Here is an 18,979-nt window from a genome sequence, read left to right on the forward strand (position 1 = left end):
GAACACTCCAGGCACATGGCCACCCGTGGGCCGTAGGGCGGATTCCAACCCTCAGGCGGGCCATGCCGTTTGGTCCCGGAGCAGGGCGCAGGAACGCTACCGTTCGGGCATGCCTGGTAGACCGGTCCCGCGCCCTCCGCAGCGCCCGCGCAAGCCCCAGCAGAACGATGACAGCCGCGACTACGGCACTGTGCGGTGGCGCGACGACGGCCAACTCGGCTCCGACCCACGGAAGAAGTTCGTGCGCAGAGCCACCGAGGTGAGCAGCGGGCGTAAGGGTGTCCTCAAGCACATGTCGGACCCGCCCGTGCCGGGTGAGCGCTACGTGGACAAGGGGCGGCAGGTCCGGCGTCAGCGCTTCTACGACGAAGCGCTCTTTATGCGGCAGGTGAACGGGAGCCCGGGCATCCTGCCGGTCTGGGACATCGACGACGCCCACGGCTCCGCGCCCCGCTGGTACGCGATGCCCCGGGCGCGGCTGCTGGCCAACGTCTTCGATGACTCCTCGACCGTCCTCGATGTGGTCACGCACACCGCGGCTCTGGCCCGCACTCTCGCCGTGCTCGCTGAGCAGGGTATCTATCACCGGGACATCAAGCCCGCCAACCTCTTCTGGTACGACGGGGCACCGGTTCTGGCCGACTTCGGGATCGCGGCCTTCGCCCACCAGCCCGCAGGCCTGACCCGCGTCGGGGACAAGGTCGGTCCCGCCAACTTCATGGCCCCCGAGATGCGCAGCACCGACGGCAAGGACCGCGGCGAGCGGGCCGATGTCTACTCCCTCGCCAAGACCCTTTTCGTCCTGGCCCACCCCCGTCGCGGCGAGTACCCGCCCGACGGGACACACCGGGTGGACGCGGAGGAGTTCAGTCTGTCCTCCCTCGGCGGCGGGAACGCCATGCTCTCCCTGGGGCATGTCCTGGAGGCCGCGACCCAGCACCGGGTGCACGACCGGCTGACCATGGCCGACTTTCATGCCGAACTGATGGCCTGGCTCGACCGCCACACCGCCAGAACAGCCGGCTTCACACCCTTCGGCAGCCGCTCCCCGGGCGGCTGGGGACCTGATCTGCGCGACCGCCACCGCCGCGATGTGGAGGCGACCCGGGCCATGGTGCTGCCCTGTATCCGCCGCATCGCCGAAGCCCTCACGGGTGACCCGAGCGCCTGGACCGAGGGCATCGACCACGGCAACGGGGACCGCACCCTCGGCGAGTACCACTGGATCGACAACTGCGAGGAAGGTTTCATCCCCGACGGAGGCTTCATCTGGGTGTCCACCCACCTCCACGACGGAAGACGTATCGTCCTAGACGCCCTCTTCGACAGCGACCGTGTCTGTTTCCTGGCCGAAGCACAGCGCAGCGGACCGCCGTGGGCCCTGGAACAGCAGTGGGGACCTGCCCCGTGGCATCGTCCGCGGATGCCACGGACTGCCGCGCAGATCCAGCAGCTGACAGACGCGGTCGTCACCTGGCTGTCCCACCCGGCCCCGGCCGCTTCCGTCGCGGAGGATTCCGAGCGGACCGTCACCGGGGTCTGACCCCGAAGACCGTCGAGGAACAGCGGTCGGCAAGGCTGCTCGGAACCTGTCTGAGACACTGCGGATCTGCCATGGTGAGGGCCGCGGCCCCACTCGCTACTGAGGGCGCACGGCTACGTCCCGGGCTCCTGGGCCGTAGCCACCTTGGAGCTGGAGGTGCTGTGGGGCCGCACCATGCGCTCGGAGGGCGGACCGGCACATCGAGGTGCCGTTCCTGTACTCGCCGCCCCTGCCGCCGACCAGGTAATGGGCAGGACAGCGTACGGTCGGGGGCGCGATCCTTGAGCCCATGATGCGGGCACGAGGCAGTGGGGCGACCAGGGACCGGGACTATGTGGCGCGGGTACGCAGGCACCGGCCAAGTGCCCTGCTGCCGCTGATCGCGCGCGCCTCGGCGGCGTATTCGCTGGAGTCGTCGTGGCTTGAGAGCCCGTACCGCAAGTACACGCCGTGGGCGCTGGCTGATGCCGCCCGGGTCTCGCTGGCGTGCGGAAACGAGTACCGCAAGGACGCCGACGATGCGGATCTGCTGAAGATCTTGGACATGTACTCGCAGCTGGAGGACCACTACCTCTACGACCATGACAGCGATGACGACGCTCTGGGCCGGTTCTTGCTGCGCACCTCCGGGGAGCAGATGACGTTCCAGGAGCCGGTCTTCCAGGAGCTGGCGCGGGCCGCGGCCATGCTCACGCAGACGGCGGCAACGCGTGAGGCACGGTGCCTGCGTCCGGGGTGGGAGGAGGAGTTGCTGGGTGCGAGCCTGTCTCAGTACGTGGGGATCGCGCAGCTGCTGTGGGCGTCGGCGATCAGCCGTGCCGGCCGGTTCGACCCGGACTCGCTGCGGGAAGCAGGTGCGCACCGGATCTGTGCGGAGATCCCGGCCGCCACGATCACCTCGGTGACCGAGCAGCACTTCGTGACCGACGCGGCCGCGTTCCGGAAGGCCAACACACGGGCCTGCATGACCACTGATCCGCTCCTGCGCCGCTTCGAGTACAATCCGCTGCGCGGCACGCCCTTCGTGAGGGGCTACGGTCCAGGTCTCCTCGCCCCCGTCAGCCACTTGATCCCGGCCAAGGCCAGCCCGCTGGGCATCTACTACACCGGCGTCGCCCGCTACGGTGACGCCTTCGCCCAGGACCTCGGGGTCCTGTTCGAGGCCTACGTCGGCCGCCAGCTGCAGTTGCTGCCCGACGCGGTGGTCCGGCCCGAGATCGTCTACGGACGCAACCGGGCGCGCAGTGTCGACTGGATCGTCGTCACCGACGAGCTGGTGCTGCTGGTGGAGGTGAAGTCGGTGCGGCCCACCCGGCACCTGCGGCTGGCCACCAACCAGCGGGTCAAAGAGGTGAACCGGATGCTCGGCCGCGCTTACGGGCAGATCGACAACACCGCCGCGCTGATCGCGAGTGGGCAAAAGGAGTTCGCCGGCGTGCCCACAGACCGGCCCGTGCACGGGCTGATCGTCACGATGGAACCGTTCCACATCGTCAACGCGCCGCTGCAGCGGCCGCAGTTGCCGGCCACCACCGTGCCGGTCACTGTGTGCAGCATCAGCGAGCTGGAGAACATGGTCACCATCGACGACGCTCCCGTCGGCAGGCTCCTGCGGGAGCGGGCCGACGACTCCGAGCGCTCCACCTATGCCCTGCGCGAGGCCCTGTTGGGGCACACCCACGCCCGCAACACGGTGCTGGACGCCGGATGGGACAGCTACCCCTGGCGCCATGCCGCAGCCGGGCAGGTGCCGTCCGAGCCCGCCGGTACGGCGGGGGTGTAGGGGCCGCGGGTGGGTGGGAACACGGCCAAGGAGCACCACCTGGTGCCGCAGTACTGGCTGCGGGCCTTCGCCGAGGACGGACACGTCCTCGGACGGTGGCGCGGCGGCGCGGAGCATCGCACCCCCGTGCGGCGCGCTGCCGTGGCTCGGCACTTCAACACCGATCCGCTAGCCGAGGGTGCGCGGCGGGTGGCGCTGGAGACCTACTTGGACCGCCACGTCGACGGTCCGTCCGCGCCGGTTCTGCGTGCCGCCCGCGAGGGGCGGTGGCCGCTGGAGGAGGCGCGGCAGGCGGTGATGCTGGACGCGCTGGCCTGGCAGGTGGTGCGCACCCAGGTGTTCCGGTCCTTCGATGCGCAGGTCGGCCGGCATGTTTTCCCGGCGGCATGGGCGGTTGAGGCAGTCGGCTACTGCGAGGAGCGACTGGGGCGGCCGTTGTCTGAGGAGGAGCGGATGGAGGTGTTCTGGACCGCCGTACGGACGGCTCCCGACCCTTGTGCCATCAGTGATCCGCGTGCGGCGCTGCGCGCCTCGATCCGCGCTTTCCAGCGCACGCGGGACCTCCTTGCGAGCCCGGGGCGGCGCCTGGTGCTGCTGCGATCGGAGGAGCCGTTGCTGGTTCTCGCTGACAGCGGAGTGGCCTTGCGTCGCAGGGACGGCACGTTCTGCCTCACTCCCCCGCTTCTGTCCGACACGATCGAGGTCTTCGCCCCGCTGTCGCCGAGGTGTCTGCTGATTTCTACGACTCGCGCGCACTATCGCGCGCGGGACGGCCTGACCCGCAAGATCGCGGCCAAGGCCAACGCCGGTGCGGCCGCCTGGTGCCACGATGCCGTCTACCGTTTGCCGTCCATGCCCCGGCCCGCCCGACTGCGGCTCGCCGATGCTCCGTTGAAAGTCCGGACACCGAGCCTGTCCGCCGTTCCCGCGCAGCGCCCACCCGGCCCAACCCCGGCTCACCCTGAGATCCGCCACGACGATCTGCGCGCCATCCTGGAGCAGCTCAGCGATGCCTCGGCGTATCCGCCTCCGTTCGCCGACCCCGGTACTGGGACGTGACGTCAGCAGGCCTTACAGGAGCTGCCTTGGCCGGTCCCGTGAGATTCCAGCTCTCGCTACGGTGAGGGACCGACGGGGGGGCAGGACGGCGCCACCCCTGTCGGTCGTGTCCCGGCCGGTGGATCGTCATTCCTGGTTGCTGCGCGGCTCAGGGCGGGGGCCGGTGGCTCCTGTAGCGGGGCGGACGGTCGGGCGGTCGGTGGGGAGTGTGGTCTGGCGGCGCTGCTGGTGATTCCAGCGGGCGCGCCACCAGGCCAGCCTGTGCTCGGATTCCTGGGGGAAGACCGACTGGATGCCGGGGACAACCAGGCCGAGGGCGAAGCAGGTGAAGGCCAGGGCGGTCAGCCACCACGGCCCGCCGATCAGCGCCAGGGCGGCACCGACGACGCCGGCGGCGACGGACGAGATCAGTGGTCGGTTCGGGTTGGGCATGGTTCCCCCTCGGGCGGGCGTACCCGTTCGGTACGCGGGATGTCAGGAATCCGGGCGTCTTTTGCCCGGCCTGCATCCAGTTCTAAGGAACGAGATCCCTCGTGTGGTATCGGTGGGTGTCACACCCGGCCCTTGCCGCGGTTGTCCCTGCGCCCGTACCGGTCGAACGCGTAGCCCCACGCCTGCTGCATGGACTGCTCCAGGATCAGCAAGCTCCTCTCGTGCGCGGCAGCGGCCAGCCACTGCACGAGGTCTGCAGGGGAACCGGCGAGGAGCTCCCCGGTCACCGACAGCCCCGGCCACTGCCACACCGCCTTGCGCACCCGGAAGGCGGATCCGACCTTCTTGTCGAGCCGCTTGGCCACGCGCGTGAACTCGCGGACGCTGCCGCGGGCTTCCTGCAGTTCCTGCAGCTGGTTCTCATCGCGGTCATCGTCTTTGAAGGCGGCGATGATCTCCTCCATGTCCCTCAGGGTCGCCGCGCGTGCCTCGGCCATGGCCCGCGTGCGTTCCTCGGCGGTGATGAGGCCGGCGTCGTACGCCCTGCCTACGGGAAGATCCAACGCAAGACGGAGATCAGGCTCCTCGTCCCACTTGTGGTTCCAGTCGATGAGCACGGCCTCGATGAAGCCGGTGACCTGCTCGGGGCTCAGTCTCTGGGCGGCGGCGAGCAGGGGCGCGACGCCGGGTACGGGTTCCCAGCCCGGCTCACGCGGCTGGTGCCTGAGCGGCCAGACGGCCTGCCGGCTGCCGTAAGGGAAGACCAGCACGCGGCCCTGGGCCGCCCACGCCGCGTACGGCTGTGGCAGCTGGCTCGCGCTCGTGGGGACAGGCGCGACAGCGTTCCAGCCGGAGGGGCGTACCAGCATCCAGCCGGGCCTCTGCATCACGTACTCGGCCATGTCGCCCCTGGCGCCGCCGACCAGCCAGTCTTCGAAGTACTGCACGCAGATCCGGCGCTCGGCCCGCCACACCGCAGTCCCACCGCGCCCGGCCCAGTCGTAGCTCGTGGTCCCCCGCAGCATCCGTGCACGATGCCTCTCGTCGGCGTGGAGAGTGTCCTGGTACAGGTCGTTCCAGGCCTCGCCCTCCTCGTGGAGCAGCCGCTCGTTGTCCTCGGCTTGCGGGCCGGTCAGCAGGTCGCGGGCGATGTTGGCCGCAACCTGGAAGCGGGCCGGGGAGTGCCAGGCCACGTCCTCTTCCAGGGCCGTCACGACATCCAGCAGGTGCCGGTCCTTCTCGTCCAGGGCGGCGTGGGACGCCCAGGCCATCTGAGAGCGCAGCTCTTCGGCGGCGTCCAGGAGCTTGATCTCCGGGCGTGTGCAGAGGGCGGCGGCCGCCAGCTTCCACAGGTTGCGGGCAGTGCGGTGGTGCAGGAGGGGTGGTAGGCCGGGACTCGTCGGTGAACGGCTCGGCAACCGCGATGGCGGTCATCACCGCATCGGTCAGCATCCGCCCCTGGTAGTCACGGAAAGCGCGCTGGTACTGCCCTGGCAGCCGCAGCGAGACCGTCCTGGCCCGCTCCAGCAGTCCGGCCGGTACACGCAGCCGCAGGGGCCTGTCAGTCCGTGGATCGCCCCGCCAGCGCGGCGGCGGCGGATACCGCAGAACGGTGGAGACATGCGTCAGCCGGTCCTCGGGATACTCCTGCTCCTGCCGCTCGACGTGTTCGGCCAGAAGTCGGCGGACCGTCTCGTCCCGTGAGGTCCTCTTGCTCGCTGCCACCGTGGCCAGCGCCTCGAACGCACAGGGCGGGAGCCGGACATTGGTCTCCGTGATCTCCGTATGGCCAGACACCCCGCCATTATCAGGACTGCATCATCACCGGCACCCCAAGCCGTTCGCAGAGCCGGAGAACGCCACGCCGTAGTGCGCTGCATCCGCCCTCAGCACCGCGCTTCAGGAGTCCGGGACGGCACGCCCGGGCTCGGCCGAGGTCACCTGTCCGGTCGCACCTCAAGGTGCGGAGTGCCGACGGCACGCAAGTAGTCGCGATCTGCCAACTCGGCTGCGAGCAGCGGAGTTCGAGTGCTAGTCATTGCTGGACATATCGCGAGGGCTAGGGCAACTGCATGATCATTCTGGACGCGTGCGTGATACGGGGCATGCGCCTCGATGGCAGCAACGTGGACGTCCTCCGCGCCATCGTGGCAACGGGGACCGAGCAGGTCGGTGCGCCCTCGATGGCGGTGGAGGAGCTCGCGGCGCAGAAGGCCCTGGAGTACCTCGAGGCGCACCGGGTCGCGGTCCGGGCGCTGCGGCAGCTCGCGCTCAAGAGCCACCGCACGGAGCCGAAGCTCGAGGAACCGGACGCGGAGGGCGTGCGGGAGATGTGGCGGCGGAAGTACGACTTCCTGCAGGTGCTCCCGACGAGCGGCGCCGCGGCCAGCGAAGGCCTCTACCGGGAGGCCAATGTCCTGCCGCCCGCCACGACGAAAGGCGACGGCAACAAGAAGGTGAAGGTCGGCGCCCGGGACGTCGCGATCTGGCTCACGGCCGTGGAGTACGCCCGGGAACACCCCGACGAGACGGTCTACTTCGTCAGCAGCAACCACACGGACTTCACCAAGGGCGAGGGCCGCTACCCCGCGCCGATGGACAACGACGTCGCGGACCTCGGCAACCGCTTCGTTCACCTGACGAACCTCGCCGAGCTGCTGAAGACCCTCGCCCCGAAGGTCGAGATCGACGCAGCGGAAGTACACGGCCTCCTGGAACAGCACACGGAGTACATCGCTTACCGCTTCCACGGAGCATGGAAGATCGGCATCCCCACGCCCTTCGACATCCGCACCCGGGAAGGCGAGGTCGAAACGGCCCAGAGCTGGGTGTTCCCCGAGCAGGTCCGCGTGCGACTCGTCGACATCCGGGACATCGAGGCCTACCGGCTCGGCGCCACCAGCTGGGTCGTAGCCACGGCCCGCTGGGAGTTCGTCGGCCTGGCCATCGGCAAGACGCTGTTCCAGGGCGCGTGCACGCGAGAGATCCGGATCCTGTTCCCGACCCAGTTGGAGGACGAGCACACACCCGAGTTCATCAAGACGGGCATGGTGCTGCCCGTCGAGAACGCCTCGGCCGTCGACTGGCCGCCGATGATGAGGGGCTGGGACTACGCGCGGCATGTCTTCCAGGCCGCCGAGGCGGAGGGCCGCAGGCTGACAGAGGTCGAGACAATCATGACCATGGTGCGGACTCTCTCGCTGCTGCTGCTGCTGCAGAACAACGAGCTGGACCTGTCGGCATACCCGCCGTATCAACCGCTCCAGCTCACACTCCCCGCCGCCGTCCCCGGCGTGACCGAGGGAGAACAGCCGGAAGCCGAGGAGTGAGGCAACCGCAGCAGCGGCTCGCCCGTCGCTGCCGCTAGCGGGTCAGGGAACCCAGAACGCACTGCCAGATGTCACCAACACGCCTTAACACCCATCCCGGCGGTGACGGTGCCAGCGGCCTACCGCGTTCCTCTACCAGCGGTAGAGGAACGCGGTAGAGTCGGGACATGGCAGCAGACGAGACGAGCATCAAGGTGAGCGCGGCCGCGCGAGACCGGTTGGCGAGGTTGGCGGCCGAGCACGGCACGACCATCCGCAGTCTGGTCGAGGAGTTGGCGCAGGGTACGCCGACGCAGGCTGAGTACGCCGAGCGTGCCGAGCTGGCTCGCGCCGAGCTGGCCTCCGCCCTCGGCAGCGCGCCGAGTCCGGAGGCGGAGGCGAAGGCCCGGGCTCTGCTGGAGCGTCTGGGCGCCGCTTCGCACGGTCCGCGGGCGGCCGCGTAGTGGCGTCGATCGCGGTTGTCCTGGATCACACCACCGCAGCGGCCCTTTATGACCCGAAGGATCCGTTCAACGAAGCGGTCGCCGCGTTCTACGTCCAGGCGTCCGGCGGGCTCGGTGATCTCTATGCGCCGGTGCTGTCGCTGACGGCCGGCGACGCCGAGCGGCCGGGGCTGCTCAGCTACATCAAGGGGCTGCGGTTCATCCGGATCGAGGCGTTCGATACCGACGCCGCGGTCACTGCCACCGAGCTGTTGCGTTTCGGGCACTCCTGGGCCGCCGTCCACGCCATCCACGCCGCCCGGCCGTCGGCCGCCTATCCGAGCGGCCGGTTTCTGCTCACTGTGACGCCGAAGGCGTACGCGGGCACCGGCGTCCAGGCTGTTCACCCCGGCCAGTAGCCCGGCGCTTGGATGCTCTCTCCAGCCCGCCCGCGCCGTCGCGGACCTGGCCCTTTGATCACGCAAGGCCCGGCACCCTTCAGCGGGAGGAGCACCGCTCGAGCAGGGCGGTTGCGTTGTCTGTTCTGATGTGCCCGGCCGCGGGCCGAGGTGTTCTCCGGAGGAACCGTGCAGTTCACTGTCCTGCCCGTAGGCGGGCGGCCCGTCTCCCCCGTGCCGGGGCAGGCTTTCCTGGTCCGGGACAACTGGGACGACTACAGCTTCAAGACGACGTTCCAGCTGCTGTGTGTCGGTCCAGGCGGTGATGTCAGGGAGATCGGCGCGGTCAAGATCGGCCGGTTCGGCATGACAGCGCCGGCCAGGACACAGCTGCCGGACAGCTTTGAAAGCCTGGACGGAGCCTTCTTCTCGCTCGGGTTGCAGGACACCTACTACGAACGGCTCCACGCTCTGGGTCCTGACCTGCAGCGCGCCGTGCTGCGGGCTCTCAACGACGTCTCCTTCGATCGCGAACTCTTCTCCCGTGCCCGCGCCGAGAGCGTGATGGGCACGTCCCTGCTCCGGTCCGTGTCGGCCGACGCCGTCATGGGCCGCTTCAGGGACAGCGGCATACCCGGAGGGCCGTCGGCGGCCATCACCGACGTCACCCGGCGGCACCTGTTCGACGCACTGCGCAGCACCGGGGTGAGCTGGTCGGGCAGCCTGGACGAGGTCACCTTCCTGCGCCGGCTGTACGACCTGGACCGTCTGAAGAGTCATGACCCGCGGTTCGCAACGGCCGAGGACGACATCGTCCAGCACCGCTACAGCAACCCCGAGGACTGGGAAGACGACTGGGTCTTCGGTGACGACCGCTTCCAGCTCGCCGACGGCGCCGACGAGGTCCTGCTCCGCTTCCTGAGGGAGATGATCCACCCCGCCGTGCGGACCGACGCCGACGAGGTCCAGCGGCTGCTGGAACTGGTCAACGACCATCTGGCCCCCGACGGCTACAAGCTCGCCCAGGCGCGCGCCGTCAGTGGCTACCCGGTGTACGAGGCCCGCCGGATCCCGCCGCGCCGCCCCACCGCACGCCCCGCTCCCCCGGCCGCCGTGACGTCCGCACCGCCCGGCCAGGGCGCCTACGCCGCGGTCCGCAGCGCCGCCCGTGGTGAGCGCAAGGACTACGCCTGCCCGCGCGAACCCGAACCGGACGGGGGCCAGGCGGACGTGTTCGAGGCGATTCACAAGGCCACCGGCACGACCGTCGCGCTGAAGAAGCTGCACAGCAAGTACCCGGCCGAACGCCAAGTGGCCCGCATGCGTCGGGAGATCGAGATCGGCCAGCTGCTGGACGGTCATCCCCACGCCATGCCGATTCTCGACTTCGGTGCCGACCACACCTGGTTCGTGATGCCCTGGGCCCAGGCGACCGCCGTGAAGCGCCGAGAACTGCTGCGGGAACCGGCCGAGCTGCGCGCCCTGGTCGACGCTCTGGCATCGGTGCTGGCCGCCGCGCATGGGCACGGCTGGCTGCACCGCGACATCAAACCGTCGAACATCCTCCACTTCGACGACTGCTGGACGCTCGCCGACTGGGGCATCGTCCGCCGTCCGCGCGGCCAGACCACCAAGGTTGGCCGCACCGGCCTCCACATCGGCACCGAGGGCTTCGCCGCCCCCGAACTGTCCGTGGCCCCTCATGAGGCCACGGAGTCCAGCGACATCTACAGCATCGGCAGGGTCATCGCCTGGGCCCTCACCGGCAAGATGCCGGAAACGAACCTGCCGCTGCTGCCCCCTCCCGGACCGTGGCGCCCCGTCGTCCGCGCCGCCACCCACCAAGACCCGCAACGCCGCCCCCAGAGCGTCCACGACCTGCTCGCACTGATCGACCGCGAACACGCGGACGTCCCGGAAGACCCCTTCCCCAGGGCCCAGATCCTGCTCGAGACCACCGGCACCGGCGACACGGCCGCCGCGGACACCCTGCTGGCGCTGGTCGGCGACCATCCCGAGGACTACGAACTCCACGTCGGCGTGCTCACCCGTCTGGACACCCAGCAGGCGGGAGCTGCCCTGGGACGAGAAGCCGCGCAAGCTCACCGTCTCCTGCATGCCCTGGCCGAGCACGTCGGCGGAGACGATACGCACATCGTGCAGTTCGGCGAGGCCGCCACGGTCGTAGTCTGGCTGCAGGGCATCTGCGCCTACGCCGCTGGCCACCGCGACTGGGATCTGCTGGAAGAGGCCGCCCACACCATGTACACCTGGGACGGCACCTGGGACCAGTGGAACGCCCAGGACAAGGTCACCCCCTGGCTGCGAACCCTGACCGATGAGGCCGCAGCTGTCATCGCCGCTGTCCTGCGCGACCACCCGGAATCCGCCCAGCACTTCAGCCACATCGCCGACGACCGCACCGCCGACCCCCGCATACGCCAGGCAGTCCGCACCAGCACCGCCCCCTGACGGCCGGTGAGGCGTACCTCGAGGTCAGCAGGACAGGCTGCCGGGCTCGGACTCACCCTCCGCGCGGGTGGGAGCTACTGAGGCGCAAGGATCGAGCCGGGCGATGAGTGTGCGGCTGACCCGCTGCAGTTCCTCGTCGTGTTCGACGCTCTGGAATCTGCCGCCGCGGCGGGGTGGGGCCAGTTGCTCACGCAGCAGGGGCAGGGCCGGTGCCGCGAGGGGGCCCATGCGGTCCAGGCAGGCAACGACGTGGTTGGCCGTCGCGGGGTTCTTGGTCATGGCCTGCAGCAGGGCGTCCAGGACGGCCGTTGACTCGGTCTCGCCGCCGATCTCCCACAGTGCGGCCGCGCAATGCACCCGCACCCATTCGTAGTCGTGCGTCAGGAGGTTGCGCAGGCGCGGCAGTGCGACAGAGGCGGGCGGGCCTATCTCGCCGAGCACATCAGCCGCGTCACTGATGCGGAAGGTGATCGGGTCGTCGAGGAGGCCGAGCAGGAGTGGCATGACCTCGGTCAGGTCAGCGCCGACGGCCCACAGTGCGGTGACGGCGGCAGGTTGTACGAGCGCGTCGGTGGCGGTGGTCAGCGAGCGGATCACATCCCGTGCGCCGGCTGCGGCCGGGCCGAACGCCCCCAGTGCCTTCAGCGCTGATCGCGTGACGCCGTGCTGCTCATGGCGCACCGCGGCGCCAAGGGTGTCCACCACCAGGGGAACCGCGGCCGGATCGCCCAGCGCCGTCAGGGCGGCCAGGATCGCGTTGACACTCATCTCGGTCCACTGCTGGGAGAGGTCAATCCCGCGCAGATGCTTGCAGAGACGGGGCACCAGCTGGTCCGCGGCCTGCGGCAGATGTCCTGCGACCTGGATCGCGCGCCAGGCGTCAACGTCACTGTCCAGCGCGGCCAGAAGACTCGGCAGCGCGCGCGTGTCGCCGAGGCGCGCCAGGGCCCGGACGGCCTCCTGGTGGCTTCTGCGCAGCGGTGCCTGGGGTGCGGCCCATACGTTGGGGCCGTGGGCCGCGCGTTGGGCGTCGATGTGCGCGGCAAGTGCCTCCTGGGCCGGGGCGGCGATCGGGTGGCAGGCTTCCAGGACTGCCGCGGCCTCGGCGGCGACCTCCTCGTCGGCCGTGGTGAGCTGGTGGGCGACCAGCAGGAGGAGGCGGGTGTGGTCCCCGCGCCAGGTCCGCATCAGTTCCCCGCTCATCCGGACCGCGTCGAGGCGCGCGCCGGGGTCGGGGCTGCTCAGTTGCTCGGCCAGCACTGCGGTGCGCTCGGGTAGCCGGGCGCCCAGGGCTTCGTGGAGCGTACGCAGCAGGGCCGTGGTCGGTGCGTACACGCGCGTGTGCCGGTCGAGATCGGCGAAGGCGGCGACGACCTGGGGTGCGACCGTGTCCGTGGCTGCCAGGTGGCTCGGGTCCGGTGCGATGGGCCGCACGGGTAGGGTGCGGGCGGTCTCGCGCAGCAGGACCACGGCGGCCGGGACGACGTCCTCGCCTATCTCATCCGGGGCGCAGCGGGCCCGCTGGACAAGGGCCGCGAGCCGGGTCACCGGGCCCTGCGCCGGGTCGGCGGCGAGCCCGCCAAGCCAGTCCATCACCTGGTGCGAGGCCGCCGGAAGGCGCAGGGCCAGGGCGGCCGCCGCCTGAACGACCTGTAGCCGCGCGGCGATACCTTGCTCGGCGGCCAGCAGCTCGCGCAGCACTGTGGCGGCCCGGTCGGCGTCGTCGAGGAAGAGCCCGAGCCCGCCGATCGCGGCCAGGCGCACGTCCGGGTCGCTGTCGCGGGCGAGTTCGGCGGGCTCCCCGCCCCGCTCGCGCAGGAAGGTGATGGCCCGCACGTAGCCCGACCGGGGGTAGTACTCGATCTCGGTGCCGTCGTCCTCGAAACCCCTCTCGAGGGATTCTTGGCCGATGCTGACCAGCAGCGCGACGACGGCGGCCCGGTCGGGCGTGGCGCCGTCGGCGGCCAGCTCGAACAGGAAAGGCAGACTGGCCGCCGTGCACGGGTACACGTAGCCCTGATGGTGGACCGCGCCGTAGAAGCGGTCGAGAGCCATGCGGCGCTCCTCGATGTGCGGGGAGCGCAGTGCCCACAGCAGGGCCGGTATCTCCTCGGCGGTGCCGTACGCGTGCTCCATCGACGCCCAGTCGATGCCATCAAGTCCCTCGAACATGATCCGAACCATGCCAGCAGGCACTGACATTTAGCGTTGACGGTGGCTTCCCGGGAACTTCGGGGGCTGCGTAGGGTGCGTCGGGTCCGGTTCTTCCGGCACGGCTGGATCACTGACCGAAGCGTCTGCCTGCAGGCGACTTCTCCACGTTGATCGACGGCTGGTCGAACCTCCCGACGCACGTGCGTCCCTGTTGGGAACCCGTGGCCACGGCAGGCGTGGACCACTGCTACCGAATGTCCGGTCAGCACACCCCTGCGGACCACGTGCCTGGTTGTGGCGGAAGCCCTCCGGACACGGACAGCACCTGCTGCGGGACGGAGGCATCTGTTGAAGCTGCACCTGGGAATCGATGTGGCCTGCCGGGCCCCGCACCGCGCCACCTGCGCCGACGCCACCGGAGAGATCCAGTTCTCCGGACGGCGGTTCACCACCACCGCTGACGACCTCGAACGGTTATGGGACACCCTGCCCGCCACCGACGACGTCGTCGTCATCACGGAACCCACCCGCAACGCCTGGGTCCCGCTCGCCGCCTGGTTCGCCCACCGCGGTGCCAAGGTGGTCCTGGTGCCGCCGGAACAGTCCGCCGACCTGCGCGACTACTACTCCAAGCACACCAAGAACGACCGGCTCGACTCCCGGATCCTTGCCCGGCTGCCCCTGCTGCACCCCGAAGGACTGCGGGAGCTGTCGGACGCAGGTCCGGCCGACCCCCTGCGACGAGCCGTCCGCCGCCGCAGCTCGCTGGTGGAACGCCGCACGGCCACCTTCTACCGGCTCGACGCCCTGCTGGAACTGCTCGGACCCGCCTGGGCAGACGCCCTGGGCACAGGCAGTTACCCCAAAGCGGCCCTGGCCGTGCTGGAGAGGACCGGTGCCGACCCGCACGCCATCCGGCGGCTGGGCCGCAAACGCCTGGCCGCCCTGCTGATCCGGCACAGCCGGGGCCAGTGGCGCGAGGAGCACGCGGAACGGATCGTCAACGCCGCCCGGCAAACCCTTGACCTCTGGCCCGACGGCGCCCTGGACTTCGCCGAACTCGCCGAGGACATCGCCGGTGAGGCCCGCATGGCCGCCCATCTGAACGCACAGATCACCACCCTGGAGGACCGGATCACCGTCCTCTACGAAGAAGCCGACCCCGGCCAGGTCATCGCCTCCGGGCCCGGCTTCGGCGTGATCACGGCCGCGGGCATCCTGGGACGACTCGGCGACCCGAACCGCTTCGCCGGTCTGGCCGGTATCCGCGCCTTCACCGGCCTGGTTCCCCGTGTCAGCCAGTCCGGGCTGACCGGACGCAACGGGCCGCCCACCCGCCAGGGAGATCCCGGACTGCGCGAGACCTTGTTCAAGGCCGCGGACATCGCCCGGCACGTCGACCCCACCCTCGCCGCCCGCTACCACAACCTCGTCGTAGGCAAGGGCAAACACCACAACTCCGCCCTCTGCACACTCGCCGCGGTCCTGGTCACCCGCCTGGCCGCCTGCTGGCGCAACGGCACCCTCTACGAACTCCGCGACACCGACGGACACGAGATCACCGAGACCGAGGGCCGGCAAATCTGCACCACCCGCTACCAGGTCGACAAGACCGCCCGCGCGAAGGTCCACATCCGACGGCGAGCCCAGCAGCTGAAGAACCCAACGACGAGCCGGCGCAAGAAGGAGTCGCGAAGCGCTCCGGCAACCGGCCCGTCTGCCACCACCCTACAAACCAGCCGAGACCACCACGACAGGCTTGACGTCCGTTAGGAACTCACCAAGGGCCGTTCGCCGTGCGGGCTGGAGCACGCCCGAAACGCCGGGGTGTCGTAGCTGCGCAGAGCGGTGAGGTGGACCGACAGCCGCGGCGCCGGCAGCAGCTCCCCCGCGCGCCTGCTTGACCGTGGCCGCACCCGGCGCTTCCATGGGGCCGGGCTCGTGAGCGCCCGGCCGCGCGGCGGACCAAGCCCCCAAGCCTTCCGTCGCCGAGGACCGGCCAGAAGCCTCACCGATCCATCCGCATGACCGTCTGCTTCTTCACACGGCGCGCACCGCCGGGGGCCGGTTACGCGCGGAAGAGACGCCTCATGCATCCTCCAGCCGCCCTGCATCTGACCGCCGACCGGCGGCGCAGCACCGGTGAATCCCACCAGGCTCTGTGCGCTCTGATGCCTGGGTCCGGCCGGCCGTTGTCTATTCCGGCCGCGCGCCATGTCGAGCAGGTCCGGCTGGAGGCCGCGGTCTTTCAGCGGGTGTGCGCGATGGGGGGCTTGAGCGAGCATCCGCTGGGAATCGTCCGGGTCCGTCCGCGCGAGGACCGGCTCAGCCTCCAGCTCGTCGACGAGCCGTCCGTCATCAGTCACTGGATCGACTTCCTGTACCCCAGAGTTGATGGGGAGGTGGGCGGCGCCCCGCGTGACCGGGTGTCCGGTGTGCCGGGGCTGCGCAGTGCCCGCACGGCGAAAGGTATCTGCCTGTACCGGCCGGGCATGGCGGCGGTGATCGCCCTGTCCGGGTTCAACCCGTACTGGTGGGAGCGGATCGCCCACCGGCGCGAGGATGCCTACGGTCCCCTGCTGCGGCACACCGACTGGACGGACGTCGAGCGGGCGGCCTACGACGCCCAGGCGGCCTGCCCGCGAGACGCTTCCGCGTTCCTGTCGCCGCTGCTGCGCCGTATCCGTGCGACCGCCGGACCCGGCACGGTCAACAGCACCGACACCTGGAGCAGCGGCAACGGCGTCCGCCTGGAGACGACGGACGGACCGCCCTGCCCCGACCTCATCCGGCTGCTGACCGACGGGCCCTGCGGACTGGGCTGGAAGGTCGAGTACAAGGTGTGCACCTGCCTGGGCGATCACAGCCACGCCTCGGTCGGATGCACCATCGACTTCCGGGACCCGGCCACCGGACGGCCGGTGTGGTACTCCAACCTGAAATGGGGCCGCACCCTCGACAACGACCGCGGGGAGACCGTCGCCCGGCTGACCAGCGCCGTGTTCGGCTGAAGGAGTGATCGGCAACGAGCAGTCGGACGTGCCGGCGGTTCTGCCCGCGGCGGCCATCGAACTTGATGCGTTTTGGCGGCCCGCTGGCCCGGTCGGCGCGCTCCCCGGCCCGGACCCGCCGGGCTACTTGGAGAAGTACAGGTACTTCCAGGCCCCGTAGGTGGTCGAGTTGACGTTGTCGCCGGACGAACCCTTGATGTAGACGGACCTCATCCGCGCCCGAATTCCGGACTGGCCGGGCGCTTCCAGGGCGACGGCCGATTTTCCGTTCGTGCCGAGCGCGAAGTACTCCGAGCCGCTGGAGCGCCAGGCGCCGTTGTAGTAGACCTGCAGGTCGAAGCGCTGCTTGCGGCCCGGGGAGTAGGTCATGGTCGTCGTGAGCAGCGGGTCGGTGTTCTTGTGGAACCAGGAGTACGACGTCGAGCCGATTTTGGCCGTCTTGTAGTGCTTGGAGACGGCGGTGGCGACCTTTACCCGGGCATAGGCGGTGGAGGTGACCGTTTTGGGCTTGTAGCGGGCGTCGCCCTTGAAGACCGCGGAGACGACGGTGTTCCGGGTCATGTCGACGGTTGCGGAGATGTTGCCGCTGGAGTTGGCCTTCGCGCTCTTGAGGAGCTTGTTGGGCTTGTCGGCGCCGTAGGGGTTGGCCCAGATCTCGACGGTGCGGTTCTTGTAGGTGGTGCCGAGGTGCGCGGTGAAGGAGACGTCGGTGCCGTAGTTGTAGCGGTTGCCGTGCTTGTTCAGGGTCAGTGAGGTGGCCGCGCGGGAGACCGTGACCTGGTCGGTGGCGGCGGCCGGGGTACGGTCGGTGTCGCCGGCGTAGGCGACCTTGTAGGTGACTGTGCCTCCGGCCGGCGGGGTGTCGGTGAAGGAGTAGGTGCCGTCCGGTTTCACCGCGGCGGCCGGCAGTGCCTTGCCGCCGGGGTTCTCCATATCGGTACGGGTGACGGTCAGTTCGGTGCCGGCGGGGAGGGGAAGCGTGGCGGACACCTTGCCGGTGACGGTGAGCTTCTTGGCGCGGGTGGCGGTCGCGGGTGCGTTGATCGTCAGCGTTGGAACGCTCTTGGCCGGGTCGGTGAGCGTTTTGAGGACGTAGCCGCCGGAGGAGGAGACGAGAGCGAAGATCCGGGAGGAGTCCGGGGCCCAGGCGAGGGCGTCCGTGTCGGCGACGTAGGTGCGGACCGGTGTTTTCGCACCCGGGCGGTAGACCGCCACATCCGTGCCGTTCACCTGGGCGACCAGGCCGTTGGGGGCGATGTCCGCGCGCTGCCCCGCCGGGCCGTAGCTGCCGGCGGCGGTGAACTTTCCGTCCGCGTAGGTGTGCCGCTCGGTGCCGTCGACCAGCACCTCCGCCGCGCCGGGCACGAGGTCGATGTCGTTGACGTAGTTCAGTGGGTAGCCGCCGTCGTGCCAGGCCGTCAGCTGCGGTGTAGTGCCGGAGACATCGACGATAGCCATCATGTCCCTGGCCGTGTCGTCGAAGTCGGTCGCACCGAGGGCCAGGAGGCCGGGCGCGGACGGGTCACTGTCGATCCGTGCGCCGCCGTTGATCGCGGGACTGGCGTGCGGGAGCTGTCTGAGTGCCACCACCTCGCTTCCGTCGGCCGGGGTCGCCGCCGGGTCGACCGCGCCCAGGTTGCCGTAGCCGTCGGACGGGTCCTCGTAGGTGAACCAGACCTTCTGGCTGGTGAACTCCAGGTACAGCGGGCCGATGCTGGCGGCCACGGGGTAGCGGGCCTTGACGTCCAGGGTGGCCGCGTCCAGGGCCACGATCTCGTGGCTGCCGCGCGCTGCCGCGTACAGCGTGGCACCGTCGTCGGACAGCGCCAGGTCGAAGACTCCGTCGATACCGCGCACCGAGTCGACGCGGTTGCCGTTGTAGTCGGCGGCGATGATGGAATCGGTGGCATCGTCGCCGATGAAGACCCGCTTCAGCGCGCTGTGCACGACGATGCCGGCGGGCGAGCCGATGGTGGCGGCCGCGGCGGGCCCTGCCGTAACGGCGCTCAAGGCCACCGAGCTGAAGACAACCGCGAGCGCCGTCGCGGTCGAGATGCTGCGCCTACGCACAGTGCTGAAACCCCCACAAGGAAACCCGGTGCTGCACCGGGGAATCGAGGGCGCCGCGCTGCACCCGGACGTGACCGCGACAGTGTTCACGGTGACCTGCGGGGCGCGACTGCCAGAAGCAGCGTATGACATGCCAGCGACAGAACGAGAGAGGGTTATCCGCCCGTGTCCGGCTTCGGCACCCCGACCCAGTCCCGGTGCCCCGGCCTCTGCCTGGCCCGCCGCAGGAGGGCAGATGCCATGGGTCCCTCATACGCAGCTGGCGCGGCACCTGCGGATGGCTACGCGGAACGGCAAGGGGCTGTC

The 18,979-nt window shown here is 69.9% G+C and carries 13 protein-coding genes; 9 read left to right on the top strand and 4 right to left on the bottom strand.

The window, feature by feature from the left end; translation table 11 throughout:
* Positions 1-109: 109 nt before the first annotated feature.
* From PYR72_RS00570 to PYR72_RS00580, 3 genes are all read left to right on the top strand, one after another.
* Positions 110-1,543 carry a protein kinase gene (locus PYR72_RS00570; protein ID WP_275453291.1) on the top strand — a complete coding sequence of 478 codons (1,434 nt, stop codon included), beginning with the start codon at positions 110-112 and terminating at the stop codon, positions 1,541-1,543.
* 289 nt (positions 1,544-1,832) lie between these two features.
* Positions 1,833-3,326 carry a hypothetical protein gene (locus PYR72_RS00575; RefSeq protein WP_275453292.1) on the top strand — a complete coding sequence of 498 codons (1,494 nt, stop codon included), beginning with the start codon at positions 1,833-1,835 and terminating at the stop codon, positions 3,324-3,326.
* 42 nt (positions 3,327-3,368) lie between these two features.
* Positions 3,369-4,385 (top strand): DUF4238 domain-containing protein, encoded by a 1,017-nt coding sequence (locus tag PYR72_RS00580; RefSeq protein WP_210524121.1) that lies wholly within the window; start codon positions 3,369-3,371, stop codon positions 4,383-4,385.
* 126 nt (positions 4,386-4,511) lie between these two features.
* Here the strand turns inward: PYR72_RS00580 and PYR72_RS00585 are convergent, their stop codons facing one another.
* Positions 4,512-4,817 (bottom strand): hypothetical protein, encoded by a 306-nt coding sequence (locus tag PYR72_RS00585; RefSeq protein WP_275453293.1) that lies wholly within the window; start codon positions 4,815-4,817, stop codon positions 4,512-4,514.
* A 119-nt stretch (positions 4,818-4,936) separates the two neighbouring features.
* A complete protein-coding gene (locus PYR72_RS00590) occupies positions 4,937-6,235 on the bottom strand; it encodes a hypothetical protein (protein ID WP_275453294.1) in 1,299 nt (432 codons plus the stop codon).
* A gap of 654 nt (positions 6,236-6,889) precedes the next feature.
* On the opposite strand from PYR72_RS00590, the gene PYR72_RS00595 reads away from it, so the two are divergent.
* The 4 genes from PYR72_RS00595 to PYR72_RS00610 all read left to right on the top strand — a co-directional run bounded on the left by PYR72_RS00595 (position 6,890) and on the right by PYR72_RS00610 (position 11,438).
* Positions 6,890-8,146, top strand: coding sequence for a PIN domain-containing protein (locus PYR72_RS00595; RefSeq protein WP_275453295.1), 1,257 nt, complete (start codon positions 6,890-6,892; stop codon positions 8,144-8,146).
* 167 nt (positions 8,147-8,313) lie between these two features.
* Positions 8,314-8,589 (top strand): hypothetical protein, encoded by a 276-nt coding sequence (locus PYR72_RS00600; protein ID WP_210524125.1) that lies wholly within the window; start codon positions 8,314-8,316, stop codon positions 8,587-8,589.
* Positions 8,589-8,987 (top strand): hypothetical protein, encoded by a 399-nt coding sequence (locus tag PYR72_RS00605; RefSeq protein WP_210524126.1) that lies wholly within the window; start codon positions 8,589-8,591, stop codon positions 8,985-8,987. Before PYR72_RS00600 ends, PYR72_RS00605 begins: the two co-directional genes overlap by 1 nt.
* Before the next feature lie 168 nt (positions 8,988-9,155).
* Positions 9,156-11,438 (top strand): serine/threonine protein kinase, encoded by a 2,283-nt coding sequence (locus PYR72_RS00610; protein WP_275453296.1) that lies wholly within the window; start codon positions 9,156-9,158, stop codon positions 11,436-11,438.
* Between the two features lie 24 nt (positions 11,439-11,462).
* On the opposite strand, the gene PYR72_RS00615 is transcribed toward PYR72_RS00610, so the two are convergent.
* Positions 11,463-13,610, bottom strand: coding sequence for a HEAT repeat domain-containing protein (locus PYR72_RS00615; protein ID WP_275453297.1), 2,148 nt, complete (start codon positions 13,608-13,610; stop codon positions 11,463-11,465).
* A 330-nt stretch (positions 13,611-13,940) separates the two neighbouring features.
* Here PYR72_RS00615 and PYR72_RS00620 point away from each other — a divergent pair, with 330 nt between their 5' ends.
* Complete coding sequence (locus tag PYR72_RS00620) at positions 13,941-15,365, top strand: IS110 family transposase (protein WP_275453298.1); 1,425 nt, start codon at positions 13,941-13,943, stop codon at positions 15,363-15,365.
* A gap of 317 nt (positions 15,366-15,682) precedes the next feature.
* A complete protein-coding gene (locus PYR72_RS00625; protein ID WP_210534192.1) occupies positions 15,683-16,603 on the top strand; it encodes a hypothetical protein in 921 nt (306 codons plus the stop codon).
* A 123-nt stretch (positions 16,604-16,726) separates the two neighbouring features.
* Here the strand turns inward: PYR72_RS00625 and PYR72_RS00630 are convergent, their stop codons facing one another.
* Positions 16,727-18,619 (bottom strand): Ig-like domain repeat protein, encoded by a 1,893-nt coding sequence (locus tag PYR72_RS00630; protein ID WP_275460308.1) that lies wholly within the window; start codon positions 18,617-18,619, stop codon positions 16,727-16,729.
* Positions 18,620-18,979 lie beyond the last annotated feature (360 nt).

The organism is Streptomyces sp. VNUA24 (genome assembly GCF_029167005.1).
Taxonomy (GTDB): Bacteria; Actinomycetota; Actinomycetes; order Streptomycetales; family Streptomycetaceae; genus Streptomyces; species Streptomyces scabiei.

Excerpts from the sequence above, each read along its gene's own strand:
- PYR72_RS00570 (WP_275453291.1), top strand. The coding sequence starts at position 110 with ATGCCTGGTAGACCGGTCCCGCGCCCTCCGCAGCGCCCGCGCAAGCCC.
- PYR72_RS00575 (WP_275453292.1), top strand. The coding sequence starts at position 1,833 with ATGATGCGGGCACGAGGCAGTGGGGCGACCAGGGACCGGGACTATGTG.
- PYR72_RS00585 (WP_275453293.1), bottom strand. The coding sequence starts at position 4,817 with ATGCCCAACCCGAACCGACCACTGATCTCGTCCGTCGCCGCCGGCGTC.
- PYR72_RS00595 (WP_275453295.1), top strand. The coding sequence starts at position 6,890 with ATGATCATTCTGGACGCGTGCGTGATACGGGGCATGCGCCTCGATGGC.
- PYR72_RS00600 (WP_210524125.1), top strand. The coding sequence starts at position 8,314 with ATGGCAGCAGACGAGACGAGCATCAAGGTGAGCGCGGCCGCGCGAGAC.
- PYR72_RS00615 (WP_275453297.1), bottom strand. The coding sequence starts at position 13,610 with ATGTTCGAGGGACTTGATGGCATCGACTGGGCGTCGATGGAGCACGCG.
- PYR72_RS00625 (WP_210534192.1), top strand. The coding sequence starts at position 15,683 with ATGCATCCTCCAGCCGCCCTGCATCTGACCGCCGACCGGCGGCGCAGC.